Annotated in this window: 14 protein-coding genes; 9 read left to right on the forward strand and 5 right to left on the reverse strand. The window is 63.2% G+C overall.

The window, feature by feature from the left end; all coding sequences use genetic code 11:
* The coding region (locus VFL62_RS15845; RefSeq protein ID WP_325173327.1) for a substrate-binding domain-containing protein at positions 1-670 on the forward strand (670 nt) is incomplete at its 5' end.
* Here VFL62_RS15845 and VFL62_RS15850 read toward each other — a convergent pair.
* From VFL62_RS15850 to VFL62_RS15860, 3 genes are all read right to left on the reverse strand, one after another.
* Positions 667-1,749, reverse strand: a complete 1,083-nt coding sequence (locus VFL62_RS15850; RefSeq protein WP_325173328.1) for a D-TA family PLP-dependent enzyme — start codon at positions 1,747-1,749, stop codon at positions 667-669. The genes VFL62_RS15845 and VFL62_RS15850 overlap by 4 nt on opposite strands.
* A gap of 154 nt (positions 1,750-1,903) precedes the next feature.
* Positions 1,904-3,727 carry an ABC-F family ATP-binding cassette domain-containing protein gene (locus VFL62_RS15855; RefSeq protein WP_325173329.1) on the reverse strand — a complete coding sequence of 608 codons (1,824 nt, stop codon included), beginning with the start codon at positions 3,725-3,727 and terminating at the stop codon, positions 1,904-1,906.
* A gap of 9 nt (positions 3,728-3,736) precedes the next feature.
* Positions 3,737-4,234, reverse strand: coding sequence for a YaiI/YqxD family protein (locus VFL62_RS15860; RefSeq protein WP_325173330.1), 498 nt, complete (start codon positions 4,232-4,234; stop codon positions 3,737-3,739).
* 156 nt (positions 4,235-4,390) lie between these two features.
* Here VFL62_RS15860 and VFL62_RS15865 point away from each other — a divergent pair, with 156 nt between their 5' ends.
* Positions 4,391-5,191, forward strand: coding sequence for a hypothetical protein (locus tag VFL62_RS15865; RefSeq protein ID WP_325173331.1), 801 nt, complete (start codon positions 4,391-4,393; stop codon positions 5,189-5,191).
* Positions 5,192-5,329: 138 nt separating this feature from the next.
* Here VFL62_RS15865 and VFL62_RS15870 read toward each other — a convergent pair whose 3' ends face one another.
* The gene (locus tag VFL62_RS15870; RefSeq protein WP_325173332.1) at positions 5,330-7,705 is read right to left on the reverse strand and encodes a xanthine dehydrogenase family protein molybdopterin-binding subunit; all 2,376 of its coding nucleotides are present in this window, start codon (positions 7,703-7,705) and stop codon (positions 5,330-5,332) included.
* A 204-nt stretch (positions 7,706-7,909) separates the two neighbouring features.
* On the opposite strand from VFL62_RS15870, the gene VFL62_RS15875 reads away from it, so the two are divergent.
* The 5 genes from VFL62_RS15875 to VFL62_RS15895 all read left to right on the forward strand — a co-directional run bounded on the left by VFL62_RS15875 (position 7,910) and on the right by VFL62_RS15895 (position 13,294).
* A complete protein-coding gene (locus VFL62_RS15875; protein ID WP_325173333.1) occupies positions 7,910-8,980 on the forward strand; it encodes a Ppx/GppA phosphatase family protein in 1,071 nt (356 codons plus the stop codon).
* 103 nt (positions 8,981-9,083) lie between these two features.
* A complete protein-coding gene (locus tag VFL62_RS15880; protein ID WP_325173334.1) occupies positions 9,084-9,773 on the forward strand; it encodes an RlmE family RNA methyltransferase in 690 nt (229 codons plus the stop codon).
* 476 nt (positions 9,774-10,249) lie between these two features.
* Positions 10,250-11,260 (forward strand): TorF family putative porin, encoded by a 1,011-nt coding sequence (locus VFL62_RS15885; protein WP_325173335.1) that lies wholly within the window; start codon positions 10,250-10,252, stop codon positions 11,258-11,260.
* A gap of 151 nt (positions 11,261-11,411) precedes the next feature.
* Positions 11,412-11,750 carry a P-II family nitrogen regulator gene (locus tag VFL62_RS15890; RefSeq protein WP_325173336.1) on the forward strand — a complete coding sequence of 113 codons (339 nt, stop codon included), beginning with the start codon at positions 11,412-11,414 and terminating at the stop codon, positions 11,748-11,750.
* Positions 11,751-11,794: 44 nt separating this feature from the next.
* Positions 11,795-13,294 (forward strand): ammonium transporter, encoded by a 1,500-nt coding sequence (locus VFL62_RS15895; RefSeq protein ID WP_325173337.1) that lies wholly within the window; start codon positions 11,795-11,797, stop codon positions 13,292-13,294.
* Positions 13,295-13,439: 145 nt separating this feature from the next.
* Here VFL62_RS15895 and VFL62_RS15900 read toward each other — a convergent pair whose 3' ends face one another.
* The gene (locus tag VFL62_RS15900; RefSeq protein WP_325173338.1) at positions 13,440-14,915 is read right to left on the reverse strand and encodes an MFS transporter; all 1,476 of its coding nucleotides are present in this window, start codon (positions 14,913-14,915) and stop codon (positions 13,440-13,442) included.
* A gap of 318 nt (positions 14,916-15,233) precedes the next feature.
* On the opposite strand from VFL62_RS15900, the gene VFL62_RS15905 reads away from it, so the two are divergent.
* Together VFL62_RS15905 and guaB are read left to right on the forward strand one after the other, a co-directional pair.
* Positions 15,234-15,476 carry a hypothetical protein gene (locus VFL62_RS15905; protein ID WP_325173340.1) on the forward strand — a complete coding sequence of 81 codons (243 nt, stop codon included), beginning with the start codon at positions 15,234-15,236 and terminating at the stop codon, positions 15,474-15,476.
* Positions 15,477-15,732: 256 nt separating this feature from the next.
* A partial coding sequence (gene guaB / locus VFL62_RS15910) for an IMP dehydrogenase (RefSeq protein WP_325173339.1) occupies positions 15,733-16,765 on the forward strand: 1,033 nt, incomplete at its 3' end.

A 16,765-nucleotide genomic window follows, 5' to 3' on the forward strand; every position in this document is an offset into this window, starting at 1 on the left:
TCTGAAGTCGGGCGTCGCTGACGACGCTGTACGCGGCGAGTTCAGGCTGGGGCTGACGCCGTATCTGTCGGAAGCGGGTTTGGCGGCGCCGCTCGACGCCGTGCGCGCGGAATTTCCCGCGCTCGCGGTGCGTGTCGTAGCGGGCTTGTCGCCGCACCAGATCGAGGCCGTAGCGCGCAATGAGCTCGACGCCGCGGCAATCTGCATTCCCGACGGCACGGTGCCGCGGGCGGATCTCGTCGCGGATGATCTCGGCGCGCAACCGGTTGTCTTCGTCGTCGCACGCTCCACGAAGCTGCCGAAATCCGCCGACCTCGAAGTGCTATCGCGCATGGGATGGGTGATGAACCAGGACGGTTGCGGGTTCCGTCAAACGCTGAAGCGCCACTTCGACGCCGCGCACTTGCCGTTCAATATCGCGGTCGAGGCGTTGGACAGCGAGTTGCGGCTGTCGCTGGTGGCGCGCGGACTGGGCATCGGAGTCGTGACGCCGGTGGCGCTGAAGCGGAGCCCGCTACGCGACCGGCTCAAGACCATCAGGATCGAAGGTTTCAACCCGGCAGTCCGCGCCTGGATGGTGCACCGTCCGCCGGCCGGACGGCTGGCGCGGCCAATCAAGGCGTTCCGCGATCGGCTTGACCAGGAGCTGCGGGCGCTCTCCAGCGGCTAACGCAATTTGCCCCGCGCGGCGACCGGCAGCGTGCCGAGAATTTCCTCGCCGCGCACCATCACCACTTCGTCCATCATGTTGACGACGACGCAGACGTGATTGGGGACGATCCGCACGACATCGCCGACCTCAGGGCGGGTATTGCTGCGGGCGAGGTCGAGAAAACCGTGCTCCTCGGCGAACTTTGCAATTCGCGCTTCGGGATGTTCCAGGATCAGCCCGTGGCCGTCGAGGCCGCTGCCGGTATCCGAGGTCAGCGTCTTCGATCCGGCATCGAGAATGCCGCGATCGGCACCCGCGCGGCTGACCACGGTCGAATAGATATGAAGCGCGCAATCCTCCCAGGTCGCGACCCCTGCGCCGACCTGCATCCGGTCGTTGTAGATATAAGTGCCGGGCCGGTGTTCGGTCGCGCCCTTCAGCTTGCCAAGATTTTTCAGGTTCGGCGAGCCGCCGGTCGAGACCATGGTCGCCTCCAGCCCGTGCGCGCGAACGCCGGCGAGCGCCTCGTCATAGAATTTCTGCGCCTCGGCCCAGCCGGTTTCGGTTGGATAGAGCATGAACCCTGAAAAGACGAGGCCCTTGGAGTCCGCGATCTTGCGCGCGAGCGCGATCGCTTCCGCCGGTGTCTCAACGCCGGCGCGCTTGCGGCCGGTGTCGCATTCGACCACGACCGACAGCGGACGGCCTGAGGCGGCGGCCGCCTGCGTCAGGCTCGCCACCACGGTCGGGTTGTCGGCGGCGACCTTCATCTGCGCCTTGGCCTGCAAGGCGCCGAGCCGCGCCATCTTCTCTTCGCCGAGCAGGTTGTAGCTGATCAGGATGTTGTCGATGCCGGATTCCGCCATCACCTCGGCTTCGCCGAGCTTCTGGCAGGTGATGCCTTGGGCCCCGGCGGCGATCTGCATCTTCGCCAGCACCGGGCTCTTGTGGGTCTTGATGTGCGGACGGTTGGCGAGGCCGGCCTCGTCACACGCCTTCTGCACCCGCGCGATGTTGCGTTCGACCCGGTCCATATCGATGACGGCAACCGGCGTGCCGTATTCACGGGCGATCTTGGCGGCGAGGGGCGTGGTCATGGGTCAACTCCAGTTTTGTTTTCGTCGTTGCGAGCGATAGCGAAGCAATCCAGTCCGGATCGCAGAGAGATTTTCTGGATTGCCTCGTCGCTCCAGCGCAAAATTGCTTCGCAACTTGTCGCGGGCTCCTCGCGACGACGGCGGTAAGGCCGGTTCAAGCCTGTTCTATCTCTTCACGTAACACTTCAAGTTCCAGCCACTTGTCCTCAGCCACGTGCAATTCCTGCTGCGCCTTGGTCATGGCGGCGGAGGCCTGATCGAACTTATTGCGATCCTTGGCGTAGAGATCGGGATCGTCAAGCGTGAGGCGGAGTTTTTCGATCTCGGCCTGGAGCTTGGCAATGGTTTTCGGCAAGGTTTCCAGCGCGTGCTTTTCATTGAACGAGAGCCGTCGTTTGGGCGCGGCCGGTGGCGTAGCGGTCTTGGCTTGCTTGTCGGTCTCTTTCTTTTCGGTAGAGGCCGGCGCCTTTGCGGCCTCGCGCTTCAAGTCCGCGCCGCGCTGCGCCAGCATGTCGGTATAGCCGCCGGCATATTCGATCCAGCGCCCCTGGCCCTCTGGCACGATCACGGAGGTGACGACACGGTCGAGGAAGTCGCGGTCGTGGCTGATCAGGATCACCGTGCCTTCGTAGTCACCGAGCATGTCCTCGAGCACATCGAGCGTCTCAAGATCGAGATCGTTGGTCGGCTCGTCCAGCACGAGCAAATTTGACGGCTTTGCCAGCGCGCGCGCCAGCATCAAGCGGCCGCGTTCGCCGCCGGACAGAGCTTCGAGCGGCGTGCGCCGCTGTTCCTCGGCGAATAAAAAGTCCTTCATGTAGCCGACGACATGCTTTGGCTTGCCGCCGACCATGACATGGTCGCCGCGGCCGCCGGTCAACGCTTCGGCCAGTGTCGATTTCGGGTCGAGGCTTTCGCGGTGCTGGTCGAGCGTTGCCATCTCGATATTGGCGCCGAAACGGATGCTGCCGCCGTCCGGCGCCTTGGCGCCGGTCAGCATTTCGATCAGCGTCGTCTTGCCGGCGCCGTTCGGGCCGACAATGCCGACGCGGTCGCCGCGCTGGATACGGATCGAGAAGTTGTCGACGATGGTGCGATCGCCGTAGGTGCGGCCGATGCCCTTGGCCTCGATGACGAGGCGGCCGGATTTCTCCGCTTCCGCTGCGGCGAGATTGGCGCTGCCGGCGCTGCCGCGATAGTCGCGGCGCTGCTGACGCAAGGCGTGCAGATTGCCGAGCCGCTTGACGTTGCGCTTGCGGCGCCCGGAGACGCCGTAACGCAGCCAGTGTTCTTCGTCGACGATCTTGCGGTCGAGCTTGTGCTGCTCGCGCTCTTCCTCGGCCAGCACCTCGTCGCGCCAGGCCTCAAAGGCGGCAAAGCCGCGGTCGATCTGCCTGATCTTGCCGCGGTCGAGCCAGGCGGTCGAGCGCGACAGGTTGGAAAGAAAGCGGCGATCGTGGCTGATCAGAACCAGCGCGCTGCGGCGGCCGTCGAGTTCGTGTTCCAGCCATTCGATGGTGGTGAGGTCGAGATGGTTGGTCGGCTCATCGAGCAGCAGGATGTTGGGCGAGGGCGCCAGCACGCGCGCCAGCGCCGCGCGCCGTGCTTCGCCACCGGACAAGTGCGCAGGATCTTCATCGCCGCGGAGCCCGAGCTGTTCGAGCAGATAGCGCGCGGGATAGCGGTCATCGCCGGGACCGAGCCCGGCCTCGACATAGGCGAGCGTGGTGGCGTGGCCGGCAAAATCCGGCTCCTGCGGCAGATAGCGGATCGTTGCCCCCGGCTGGACAAACCGAGTGCCGTGATCCGGTTCAACGAGGCCGGCGGCGATCTTGAGCAGCGTCGACTTGCCGGAGCCGTTGCGGCCGATCAGGCAGACGCGCTCTTCCGCCGATACCGACAATTCGACGCCTGACAGTAACGGCGTGCCGCCGAACGTCAGTGCAATGTCCTTCAGTTGGATCAGCGGCGGTGCCATCGTGTCGCCTCAGCCTTGCGGAGGGGCGGGCGCATCGGCCCGGCGGCGCTGGATGCGGCGAATGGTCTGATCGAGCGCCGACAGGAAGGCCGAGCGATCGCGCGGCGAGAAGCCCCGCGGTCCACCGGTGATCTCGCCGGATGAGCGCAGGTCGGTCATGAGATTGCGCACCGCCAGTGTCATGCCGATCGACGCTTCCGTGAACGGCTTGCCGTTGGGCGCGATCACCTCGGCGCCTGATTTCACGCAGCGGCTCGCCAGCGGAATATCCGCGGTGATGACGATGTCGCCGGGGCCGGCACGCTCCGCGATCCAGTCATCGGCGGCATCCATCGCGGAACCGGCCGCGATCCGCTCGATCAGGAGATCCTGCGGCACGCGGATGAACTGGCCGGCGACCACGGTCACGGGCAGGCCATGCCGCGCTGCGACCCGGTAAATCTCGTCCTTCACCGGGCAGGCGTCGGCATCGACATAGATGCGTGTGGAATTTGAGAGCGCCGTCATTGATTGCAAGTAGATAGGGCGTTGAGGGCCCGCTGGTAACTCATCGGCAGTCAAAATGCGAGGAAAAGACGGAGAAAAGCGGCGGACATGGCACCCTTGCCATCGCGGCGCCTTGGCGTAGCATCAGCCCACAGGATCGTTGAGGGGAACATGGCCATGACCGGCTTGATCGAAACCTACCGCGTCGAGGCCTACAACACTGCCAAGCAGTCCGAAAACAAGATGCATGACGACACGGTTGCGCGCCGTTTCGGCTTTGCCGGGGGCCTGGTGCCCGGCGTCGACGTCATGGCCTACATGATGCATTTGCCCGTCGCGGCATGGGGCCGCGCCTTTCTCGAGCGTGGCTTGATCGAGACGCGCTTCGTCAAGCCGGTCTATGACGGAGAACTCGCCGAGGTGAGAGGCCAGGAAACGGACGGCGTCATCACGATCGAGGTCGAAAGCCGCGGCGAACTCTGTGCCACGGGAACCGCTTCGCTTCCGGCCGGCCTACCGACGCTCTCGATCAGCGACTATCCGGCGACCGCCCCGGTTGCCGAGCGCAAGCCGGTCAGCCCGGCGTCGTACCCGCTCGGCCAGTGGCTGGGCTCGATGCCGCGGAGCTGGGCGGGCGACGCGGCCGACGAATATCTCGATGACATCAGGGAGACAGATGGCATCTACGTTCGTGAGGGTCTCGGCCATCCCGGGCTGTTGCAACGCGTGATGAACAAGGTGCTGGTCGACAACGCCGTCCTCGGCCCGTGGATTCACGTCGGCAGCCGTATGCAGCTATTGAATGCCGCCCGCCGCGGCGACGAAATCATCGCGCGCGCGAAGGTCACGGGCAATTACGAGAAAAAGGGCCATCGCTTCGTCGAGTTCGACGCGCTCGTCGTCGGCAACGGCATCACGCCGCTGGCGCATTGCCGGCACATTGCGATCTACCAGCCGCGCGAGCAGGCGGCGGCGTAGTCCGCTCGCCGTCATACCCCGCGAAGGCGGGGTATCCAGTACGCCGCGGCCTCACGGTTTATCATGGACGTCTCTGGAATGCTGGATCGCCCGGTCAAGCCGGGCGACGACAGCTGTGGACGTGGCGGTGGTCGAGCCCTACGCCACCTTCGCTTTGGCCTCCTGGATCGCGCGCCAGACCCGCTCCGGCGTCAGCGGCATGTCGATCGAGGTGATGCCGAGCTCCGACAGCGCGTCCAGCACCGCATTGATCAATGTCGAGAGCGAACCGGCGCAGCCGGCTTCGCCGCAGCCCTTGGTGCCAAGCGGATTGGACGTGGCAGGCGAGGGATGATCGCCGATCTGCATCAAAGGGATGTCCTCGGCGCGCGGCAGCGCATAGTCCATGAACGAGCCGGTGATCGGCTGGCCGTTGGCGTCGTAGCTGACATGTTCCATGAACGCCTGACCGATGCCCTGCGCGACGCCGCCATGGAGCTGGCCCGCGACAAGCATCGGGTTCACGACGGTGCCGAAGTCGTTGACGCCGGTGTAGCGCACGATGTCGACGACGCCGGTATCCGGATCGATCTCGACCTCGGCGACGTGGCAGCCATTGGGGAAGGTCGAGGCGATCGGGCCGGTGGTATGGTCGACGTCGAGCGAATTGGGTACGTCGTCCGGCATCTTGCCGTCGCGCAGCCGCCGCGACAGCTCCATGATGTCGATCGAGCGGTCGGTGCCGGCGATCGTGAACTGGCCGTTGGCGAACTCGATGTCGCCTTCGGCGGCTTCCATCAGATGGGCTGCGGCGCGCTTGCCCTTTTCGATGACGAGCCTGGAAGCCTCCACGATCGCCATGCCGCTGGCGGTGATCGAGCGCGAGCCGCCGGTGCCATTGCCGGTATGAACGAGGTCGCTGTCGCCCTGTTCGAGCTTGATGCGGTCGAACGGAACGCCAAGCTGGTCCGACAGCACCTGCGCGAACGGCGTCGCATGGCCCTGGCCGTAGTCGAGCGTGCCGGTGATGATTTTCACCGAGCCGTCGTCCTCGAACACGATCTTGCCGAGTTCGACATTGGGCGGGGCGGTGACTTCGAGATAGGAGCCGACCGCAACGCCGCGCAGCTTGCCGCGCTTGCGGCTTTCCTTCTTGCGTTTGGCGAAGTTGGCGTGGTCGGAAATCTCCAGCGCCTTGTTGAACACGCCCTGGAAGTCGCCGCTGTCATAGACCATGCCGGAAGAGGCGTTGAACGGGATCTGCGAGGTCTTGATGAAGTTACGCTTGCGCAAGGTCAGGCGGTTGATGCCCATCTCGTCGGCGGCGCGGTCGATCAGCCGCTCCATGAAATAGTTGGCCTCGGGCCGGCCGGCGCCTCGATAGGCGCCCATGTGCGAGGTATTGGTCAGCACCGTCTTGATATCGACGCTCATCAGTGGCGTCTGGTAGACGCTGGAAAGGTTTTTGCCGATGTTCAGCGATAGCGGCTGCGGTGCGACGCCGGTGATGTAGGAGCCGAGATTGCCATAGCCGGAAACCTTCACGGCCAGAAACTTGCCGTCGGCATCGAGCGCGAGCTCGCAATGGATCTTCTGGGCGCGGCCGTGGCTGTCGGAGAGGAAGCTCGTCGAGCGCTCATCGGTCCATTTGACCGGCCGTCCCAGCACCTTCGCGGCATGCAGGATACAGACATATTCGGGATAGCTGGTGTTCTTCATGCCGAACGAGCCGCCGACATTGGCGGTCAACAGATGCACCTTCTCGTTCGGGACCTTCAGAATGTTCTTGGCGAGGTTGACGCGGTTGGCCGCGACGCCCTGCGTCGGCACCTGAATGGTGAAGCGCTCGGTCTTGCTGTCGTAGGAGGCAAGCGCGGCACGCGGCTCCATCGCCACGACTGCCACGCGATTGTTGAGAATGTCGAGCTTGGTGACGTGCGCGGCGCTCTTGAAGGCGGCTTCCACCTCCTCCGCATCGCCGAAGTGATAATCGAGCGCGACATTGTTGGGGATGTGATCGTAAAGCTGCGGCGCACCGGGTTGTGCCGCCTCCTCAGGATCGGTCACCGAGGGCAGCGGCTCGATATCGACCTCAACGGCCTCGGCGGCGTCGCGGGCCTGTGCGAGCGTCTCGGCCACCACGAAGGCGACGGGGTCGCCGACAAAGCGCACCTTGTCGGTCATCAAGGCGGTGCGGTTGGTCTGGTGCAGCGGCGTGCCATCGCGGCTCTTGAGCGGCAGCGCGCAGGTGAAGGGGCCATAGCCGGCAGCGACGAGGTCCTGCCCGGTCCACACCCCCAGTACCCCCGGCATCGCTTTGGCGGCCGACGTATCGATGCCCCGGATCAGACCATGGGCATGGGTGGAGCGCACGATCCAGGCATAGGCCTGGCGGGGAAGCTGGAAGTCGTCGGTATATTTGCCCTTGCCGCGGACCAGCGTGTCGTCCTCCTTGCGGCGAACGGGCTGCCCCACACCGAATTTTTGCAGTGCGATAGCGTTTTCCAGAGAGGTGGAAGGCGTGTGATCTTGCATCGAAATGTCCCGAAATCGCCGATTTTTCGGAGGTTTGGCGTTGTGTCCCAGATAAACCACGGAACCGGCGGCGACAATGTCTGATTGGACATGGTCGCCTGTCAGTTGCTGCACCGCCCTTGCCAGTCGCCCCGTCACTGCTAGAGTCGTTCCTGAAACAGAAATTCCTCGGCGGGCGCCATCTAGCCCCGGGAAAGACATTGAATGAAGGACGATACGCGGGCTCGCGACGACGCGGCGTCGGCGTCGCGCGCAGCCTCGATACTACCGGTCGCGGCCGATGCCGCGGAGGCGAAATTGGTGCCTAGCGCCGAGGTCTATGCGGCGCTCGATCTCGGCACCAATAATTGCCGCCTGTTGATCGCATGCCCCACGGAGGACGGTTTCCGTGTGGTCGATTCGTTTTCCCGGATCGTGCGACTCGGCGAGGGCATTTCGGCCACGGGCTGCATCAGCGAGGCGGCGATCGAACGCGCCATTGCCGCCTTGAGCGTTTGCCGCGACAAGATCAAATCGCGCAAGGCAAAGCGCCTGCGGCTGATCGCGACCGAAGCCTGCCGTGCGGCCTCGAATGCGGAAGGCTTTCGCAATCGCGTCGCCGCCGAGACCGGCATCCGCCTTGAAGTCATCGATCGCGAGACCGAGGCCGCGCTGGCGGTGATCGGCTGCTCGCCGTTGCTCGACCCTGCCGGGCGCGGCGCCATCCTGTTCGACATCGGCGGCGGTTCCACCGAACTGGTCCGCATCGAGCGTGATCCGTCGGTCCGCGATGCGCCGCCGCGCATCAAGGCGTGGATGTCGATCCCGCTCGGCGTGGTCACGCTTGCCGAGCATTTCGGTGGCCGCGACGTCACGGCGCAATCCTACGCGGCGATGACGGCCGAGGTCGCAAGGCACGTGGAGCCCTTTGCCGCCGAACACAACCGCGATCTCGACCAGATGCATCTGCTCGGGACCTCCGGCACCGTGACGACGCTTGCCGGCATCCATCTCAACCTGCACCGCTATGACCGGCGTCGGGTCGACGGCATCTGGATGAACGATGTGGAAATCACCACCACCGTCGCCCGGCTGCTGCGCATGAGCTATCAGGAACGCGCCGCCAATCAATGCATCAGCGTCGAGCGCGCCGACCTTGTGCTCGCCGGCTGCGCTATTCTCGATGCGATCCGCAACGCCTTCCCGTTGCAGCGGCTGCGCGTCGCCGACCGCGGTCTGCGTGAGGGGATGCTGGTGGAGATGATGCGCGAGGACGGCGCGTTGACGACGCGGTAATCTGACTTTCAGGATGTCATTCCGGGATGCGCGAAGCGCAGACCCGGAATCTCGAGATTCCGGCTTCGCATCTTCGATGCGCCCCGGAATGACGGTGGGGCAAATGGCCAAAGACACGACAGGGCGGCTGCATGTCACCGTCAAAAGCGGCGGCAAGCGCAAGCTGTCCTCAAAACTGTGGCTGGAGCGCCAGCTCAACGATCCCTACGTCGCGCGCGCCAAGCGCGAGGGCTTTCGTTCGCGCGCCGCGTTCAAGCTCACCGAGATTGACGACAAATATCACCTGCTCAAGCCCGGTATGACCGTGGTCGATCTGGGCGCAGCGCCCGGCGGCTGGAGCCAGGTCGCGGCCAAGCGCGTTGGCCTTGCGAGCGGCAAGGGCAGGGTGGTTGCGATCGATCTGCTGGAAATGCCCGAGATTCCCGGCGTCGTTTTTGCTCAGCTCGATTTTCTGGCCGCCGACGCGCCGGCTCGCCTGATCGCGATGATGGAGGGCCGCGCCGACATCGTCATGTCCGATATGGCCGCCAACACCACAGGCCATCGCAAGACCGACCAGCTCCGCATGGTCGGCCTCGTCGAAACCGCGGCGGCGTTTGCCGCCGAGGTGTTGAAGCCGGGGGGGACGTTCCTGGCAAAGACGTTTCAAAGCGGCGCCGATGCCGAACTGATGGCGCTATTGAAACGCGATTATGCCAGCGTGCGCCACGTGAAGCCTGCGGCGAGCCGTCAGGATTCGTCCGAGCGCTATGTCCTGGCGACGGGATTTCGGGGCGGGGCGAGCCTGGCCTAGGCTGTCGAGCGTCAGCGAAACAATCGGAGAGGCTGCGGCGCACGTTCGTCAAGTATCGGCGTCGCCGTTTGCACCGCCTGCGCATAGGCTTCGACCGTGCGAAGCCGAGATCATCGAATCGTCTCGGTCGGTTTGTCCGTCCTGCGGAATTTGCTCGCGGCTTTTGCGGCTTCGTTCCGCAACTTTGCCTCTCCCTCATACGAAGGACCCCGCCGTCTTCCCAGTCGAAGGGGAACTTTCGGGCTGAGCGGTTCCAATAGGCCGATACATCCTTCGGTTGTTGTCATAATAGCGCACCCGTCGGCAAAAATTTTCGAAAACACGGCGAACGCCCAACATAGCGGCAATTGATTTCCTTTTGCGCTTCGCGATCGCGCGAGCTCCGCACAGATTGCAAAATAATAAATTTCGACGCGGAAAAAATAACTTCTGCGTTCACTGCGTCGCAACTCGAAGCCTGGGAATTGAGGACTGAAATGAAGAAAGCTGCTTTGTTCGCTATCGCGTTGGCGTCGATTTCGGGATCAGCCTCCGCGGCTGACTTGCCAACAAAGGCCTTGAAGGCACCGCCGGCACCAGCGTTCGATCCCTGGGATGTTGCTTTCGGCGGCGCGGTGATGAGCGATTACGTTTTCCGTGGCGTCACGCAATCCAACCATCAGCCGTCGGTGACCGCCTATTTCGAGCCGCGCTACAACGTCAACAAAGATCTGCAGCTCTATATCGGCACCTCCACGGAGAGCATTTCGTTCGCCAACCGTGCGGCAGCCGAGGTCGATATCTACGGCGGCATCCGCTCAACCTTCGGCGCTTTCGCGCTCGACTTCGGCGTCTGGGGCTACCTGTACCCGGGTGGTCATTGTGCCGACGGCACCACGCTGACTGGCGGCATACCTGGCGGCAACGTCTGCCCGGTCTCGACCGACACGATCTTTCTCGCCAACAACAATGTCATGAAAAAGGATGTCAGCTTCTTCGAGGTCTATGGCAAGGGCAACTACACCGTCAACGACAACTGGCAGTTCGGCGTCACCGAGTATTACTCCCCGAATTTCCTGAACTCCGGCGCGTGGGGCGATTACGCTTCGGTCACCGGCAAATATACCGCGCCATCAACGGTGTTCGGCAAGAGCGGCGTCGGGATGTATGTTTCCGGAGAATTCGGCCGGCAATGGCTCGGCACCTCCGACGCGTTCTATGGCGTCAACAGCGTGCTCGGCAATTTCTCGCGCGGCATTCCCTACGCCAGCTACAACACCTGGAACCTCGGTGTCGGCTTCACCTACAAGACGTTCACGCTGGATTTCCGCTATTCGGGCACCGACCTGTCCAAGGGCAATTGCAACGCCTTCACCAGCGCCTTCAACGCGTCGGGCACCACCAATGTCACGCCGATCAACCCGGGTGGCGCGGGCACCAACTGGTGCGGAGCGGCCGGTATCGTGAAGCTCTCGGCTGACCTCACCGCGATGACGAACCTGAAGTGATCGGGACGATGGGAATCGTCGCGAGGACGGCGAGGAAGTTCCGTCCTTGCTTCAGATGAGCCCGCGAGGGGCTTACCTAGCACGCATGCGGTCTTGTTAGTTGGAATTGGCACCCTCCCTAAGCCGGGAGTTCAACCAGGGGAATCGAGAGATGAAAATCGTTAGTGCGGTCATTAAGCCATTCAAGGTAGAGGATGTACGTGACGCCCTGACTGCGATCGGCGTGCATGGTCTCACGGTCACCGAAGTCAAGGGATACGGTCGGCAGAAAGGGCATACCGAAGTTTATCGCGGCGCAGAATACACCGTGAGTTTCCTGCCCAAGATCAAGATCGAGATCGCCGTCGCTTCGGACCAGCTCGACAAAACCATCGAAGCGATCATCTCGGCAGCAAAGACCGGTCAGATCGGTGACGGCAAGATCTTCGTCACCAGTCTCGAGCGCGCGGTGCGTATCCGCACCGGCGAGGTTGACGACGCTGCCCTCTGACGCCGCGTTAAATCCCTCACCATGCAATCTTTCAGGAGTGAAAAATGACATTTAAGTACCCCACGCGCGCGGGGTGGGCAGCCCTCTCGATCGCAGCGCTCTGCTTCGCAGGCTTCCTCGACGCTGCATTTGCCGAAGATGCGGCGCCGGCCGCGGCTGCTGCGCCGGTTGCCAACAAGGGCGATGTGGCGTGGATGCTGACTTCCAGCGCACTCGTTTTGATGATGTCGATTCCGGGTCTCGCGCTGTTTTACGGCGGTCTGGTTCGCACCAAGAACATGGCCTCGGTGCTAACCCAGGTGTTTGCGATCGTCTCCATGATCGGCGTGACCTGGACGGTTTACGGCTACTCGCTTGCGTTCGGCGACGGCGGCAGCATGACGTCCTTGATCGGCGGCTTTGGCAAGGCCTTCATGCATGGGGTCGATGTCAACTCGACTTCGGCAACGTTCTCCAATGGAGTGGTGATTCCCGAATACGCTTATTTTGTGTTCCAGATGACCTTTGCGATGATCACGCCCGCGCTGATCGTCGGGGCGTTTGCGGAGCGCATCAAGTTCTCGGCCGTGATGCTTTTCATCCTGCTGTGGTCGACGCTGATCTACTATCCGATCGCGCATTGGGTCTGGTACGTCGCCGCGCCCGACGATGTGGCGGCGGCCGCCAAGGCGCTCGCGGCTGCGACAGATGCGACGGCGAAGGCTGCAGCCCAAGCCAAGCTTGACGCGGTCACCGGCAGTGTCGGCTGGCTCGCCGGTGCCGGTGCGCTCGATTTCGCGGGTGGCACGGTCGTCCACATCAATGCAGGTATTGCCGGCCTGGTCGGAGCGCTCATCATCGGCAAGCGCACCGGCTACGGTAAGGAGCTAATGGCGCCGCACTCGCTGACGATGACGATGATCGGAGCCTCGCTGCTTTGGGTCGGCTGGTTCGGTTTCAACGCGGGCTCGAACCTGGAGGCTAACAGCACGACCGCACTGGCATTCGTCAACACCATGGTCGCGACCGCGGGCGCGGCATTTTCGTGGTTGATCTGCGAATGGTTTGTCAAGGGCAAGCCGTCGCTGCTCGGTATCTGCTCCGGCGCGATCGCCGGTCTGGTGGCGGTAACGCCAGCCTCCGGCTTCGCGGGTCCGGTCGGTGCGATGATGCTCGGTCTTTTGGTGTCGCCGGTCTGCCTGTTCTTCGTCTCGACGGTAAAGAATGCATTGGGCTATGACGACGCGCTCGACGTTTTCGGCGTCCACTGCATCGGCGGAATCGTCGGCGCGCTTGGCACCGGCATTTTGGTCAACCCGGCGCTGGGCGGCGTCGGCATTACCGACTACACCAACATCACCGGCAACAATGCCGGTACCTACGATCTGGTCACGCAGATGACCGCGCAGGGTAAGGCCGTGCTGGCGACGCTGATCTGGTCAGGCGTCGGTTCGGCGATCCTTTATAAAGTGGTCGATCTTATTGTCGGTCTGCGTCCCACGGTCGACGAGGAGCGCGAAGGGCTCGACATCGTCGATCATGGCGAGCGCGCCTACAACATGTGATCCAGCGTTCTGGGCTCGGCGCGCCCACGCCGCCGAATTCCAATGAGGGGCCCGGCGTCAGCCGGGCCTTTCAATTCTCGGCGGGGTTGCCCCGGTCAAAACCTGGAATGCTTCGCGCGGCCGCCTCGATGGAGGCCACCCCGGACTACCCCAGCTTCTGATCGCGCGCGTCCTGCGTGCCCTGGCTCGCGGCTTTTGCGGCCTCCTTCGCCGCACCCTTGCGACTTGAGATCTCGACCGCCTTGCGGCCGGATATTTCGTGGCCGGCATCGTCAGGCATACGCCAGAACAGGAACGCGGACAGCATCGAGATCACGCTCACCACGAGAAAGGCCGGCGCGAACACGTCGGCGGTGAGTTCGCTCATGTGACGCACCCACAGCGTCGTCTCGACGGTAAAGGCGCCGACGGCGACGCCGGCTGAAACCGCGAGTTGCTGGTTGACGCTGACGAGCGTGGTGGCGCGGCTCATCTGCGGCGGCTCGACCTCGGCATAGGCGACGGTGTTGATCGCGGTGAACTCCAGCGAGCGGAAGAAGCCGCCGACCACGAGGATAATGACGATCAGCAGCAACGGCGTCGTGACGGTGAACAGCGCACAGGCGCCGAGGAAGATCGAACTGACGACGGCGTTCACTGTCATCAGGTTGCGGAAGCCGAAGGTGCGGATGATGCGGGCGGCGAGCGTCTTCATGCCCATGGCGCCGGCTGCGGTGCCGAAAGTGACGAGCCCGGAAGAGAACGGTGACAGGCCAAATCCGATCTGCATCAACAATGGCAACAGAAACGGCATGGCGCCGATGCCGAGCCGGAACAGGAAGCCACCGATGATGCTGGCGCGCATCGTCGGCAGCCGCAGCAGACCGAAATCGAGCACCGGCGAGGCGGTGCGCCGGGCGTGAATGACATAGAGCGTCATCGACACTGAACCGATCGCAACCAGCGCAGCGACCACGCTCCATGGCAACAGGTTGAGGCCCGCGACCGACAGGCCAAAGGCGATGCCGGCGAGCCCGATGCCGGCGAGCACCATGCCGTAAAGATCGAACCGTTCGTGGTTTTCATTCTTGATCGGATCGATGAAGCGCTGCGCCATGAAGATGCCGAGCAGCCCGATCGGGATGTTGATCAGGAAGATCCAGTGCCAGGAAAAATAGGTGGTGATGAAGCCGCCGAGCGGCGGGCCGATCACCGGGCCCACCAGGGCCGGGACGGTGACCCAGGCCATGGCGTTGACCAGCGCGCTCTTGTCGATCGAACGCAGCAGCACCAGGCGCCCCACAGGCGTCATCATCGCGCCGCCGATGCCTTGCAGGGTGCGCGCGATCACAAAATCCGTCACCGATCCCGACATCGCGCAGCCGATCGAACCGGCCATGAAGACGGCGATGGCGGTTGAGAACACCAGCCGCGCGCCGAAACGGTCGGCGGTCCAGCCGCTCGCGGGAATGAAGACCGCCAGCGACAGCAGATAAGAGGTGATCGCGAGCTTGAGCGTCAGAGGGCTGGTGCCGATGTCGCCTGCGATCGCCGGCAGCGAGGTCGCTATCACCGTCGAATCCATGTTCTCCATGAAGAGAGCGGTGGCGACGATGAGCGGAATCAGGCGCTGTTTATCCATTGAGATTTTTTGTGATGAGCCGGGAACCGAAGTCGCGGCTGCCGCATTTGTGGCATGGTGAAGAGCGGGATGGGGCAGGATTCACCATCGGATAGCCTTTGTTTTCAAGGGTTTCTCGCAACCACCGCCGAAGTGAGTGATTGCTTCTTTTGTGGCAAGAATGTGCAGAAACCTTAACGCGTGCACATGCGCATAGCTAATCTGCGCGACATGAGCGATATGGGGTTGCGTTGCGGGACGCATTGTGAGAGCTACGTGACAGCCGAGCCGTGGTGCTCATTTCCCTGTCGAAATTTTGTAGAGAAGGAAAACCCGGATATGGGGCTTCGTTTGCTGTTTGTTGCCGCGATCGTTTTTGGTCTCGCGCCGGTCAGCGCTTCTGCTGAAGGCATTCTCCATCGTGCGTCGTGCTCCGTTGTCCGTTATTACGTCGCCAAGTATAGCGCGTCGATGGCGGAAGCTTACGCCCGTAGCAAGGGCGCGACCGATGCTGAAATCGAGGCGGCCCGGCGTTGTCTCGATGGCGGATCGCGCGTCCGCACTGCGAAGAACGCTGACTAGTTCTGAACAGACTGGCTCAATAGACCAGATTTGAAGCCGCGGGACGCACCCGCGGCTTTTTCTTGCCCCCTGGCGACAATGGTTGTGGGACCGCCGCCCGAAGCGCAATTGTCCCCTTTGATTCGTCATGGTGGCGTGCTATCGACCACCGCCAACCCTACTTAATGGGCCTGATTCGACGACGAAGTCAGCTTCGCCGGCGATTTGGCTCATTTAAATTTTACGCGGCCAAGAGGCCGCAGGACGGGAGTTGGTAATGGCGCAGCCGCAGCGAATTCAGGCCATCAGCGAAGCCTTCACCTTCGATGACGTGCTGCTCAAGCCGGGCCTCTCGGAGATTCTGCCGTCAGACGCCGATATCCGCTCCCGCGTCACCCGCTCGATCCCGCTCAACATTCCGATCATGGCCTCCGCCATGGATACCGTCACCGAAGCGCGCATGGCAATTGCGATGGCGCAGGCGGGCGGGGTCGGCGTCATTCACCGCAATTTCGATCCCGAGGCGCAGGCCGCGCAGGTGCGCCAGGTCAAGAAGTACGAATCCGGGATGGTGGTCAATCCGCTCACCATTGGCCCCGATGCGATGCTGTCGGACGCGCTGGCGCTGATGAGCACGCATGGTTTCTCCGGCATTCCCGTCGTCACCGGCAGCGGTGACGGACGTCCGGGAAAGCTGGTCGGCATTCTCACCAATCGCGACGTGCGCTTTGCCACCGATCCGCGGCAGAAGATTTCCGAATTGATGACGCACGAAAACCTCGTGACCGTGCGCGAGGGCGTCAGCCAGGACGAAGCCAAGCGGATGCTGCACAAGCACCGCATCGAAAAGCTCTTGGTCGTCGACGATCAGTATCGTTGCGTCGGCCTGATCACCGTGAAGGACATGGAAAAGGCGGTCGCGCACCCGCTCGCCTGCAAGGACGCGCAGGGCCGCTTGCGCGTGGCGGCGGCGACTACGGTCGGCGAGGGCGGCTTCGAGCGCACCGAGCGCTTGATCGATGCCGGTGTCGATCTTGTCGTCGTGGATACGGCGCACGGCCACTCCGCGCGGGTGCTCGAGTCGGTCAGCCGCATCAAGCGGCTCTCCAACGCGGTTCAGGTGATCGCCGGCAATATCGCCACCAAGGAAGGCGCGCAGGCGCTGATCGATGCGGGCGCGGATTCGATCAAGGTCGGCATCGGCCCGGGCTCGATCTGCACCACGCGTATCGTTGCCGGCGTCGGCGTGCCGCAACTCACCGCGATCATGGATGCGGTGGAAGCCGCGAAGAAGGCCGATGTGCCCGTGA

This window comes from Bradyrhizobium sp. (assembly GCF_035701725.1).
Taxonomy (GTDB): Bacteria; Pseudomonadota; Alphaproteobacteria; order Rhizobiales; family Xanthobacteraceae; genus Bradyrhizobium.

Bases quoted from the DNA above. Each gene is read 5' to 3' on its own strand.
- VFL62_RS15850 (WP_325173328.1), bottom strand. From the start codon at position 1,749: ATGACCACGCCCCTCGCCGCCAAGATCGCCCGTGAATACGGCACGCCG.
- VFL62_RS15855 (WP_325173329.1), bottom strand. From the start codon at position 3,727: ATGGCACCGCCGCTGATCCAACTGAAGGACATTGCACTGACGTTCGGC.
- VFL62_RS15860 (WP_325173330.1), bottom strand. From the start codon at position 4,234: ATGACGGCGCTCTCAAATTCCACACGCATCTATGTCGATGCCGACGCC.
- VFL62_RS15865 (WP_325173331.1), top strand. From the start codon at position 4,391: ATGACCGGCTTGATCGAAACCTACCGCGTCGAGGCCTACAACACTGCC.
- VFL62_RS15870 (WP_325173332.1), bottom strand. From the start codon at position 7,705: ATGCAAGATCACACGCCTTCCACCTCTCTGGAAAACGCTATCGCACTG.
- VFL62_RS15875 (WP_325173333.1), top strand. From the start codon at position 7,910: ATGAAGGACGATACGCGGGCTCGCGACGACGCGGCGTCGGCGTCGCGC.
- VFL62_RS15880 (WP_325173334.1), top strand. From the start codon at position 9,084: ATGGCCAAAGACACGACAGGGCGGCTGCATGTCACCGTCAAAAGCGGC.
- VFL62_RS15885 (WP_325173335.1), top strand. From the start codon at position 10,250: ATGAAGAAAGCTGCTTTGTTCGCTATCGCGTTGGCGTCGATTTCGGGA.
- VFL62_RS15890 (WP_325173336.1), top strand. From the start codon at position 11,412: ATGAAAATCGTTAGTGCGGTCATTAAGCCATTCAAGGTAGAGGATGTA.
- VFL62_RS15895 (WP_325173337.1), top strand. From the start codon at position 11,795: ATGACATTTAAGTACCCCACGCGCGCGGGGTGGGCAGCCCTCTCGATC.
- VFL62_RS15900 (WP_325173338.1), bottom strand. From the start codon at position 14,915: ATGGATAAACAGCGCCTGATTCCGCTCATCGTCGCCACCGCTCTCTTC.
- VFL62_RS15905 (WP_325173340.1), top strand. From the start codon at position 15,234: ATGGGGCTTCGTTTGCTGTTTGTTGCCGCGATCGTTTTTGGTCTCGCG.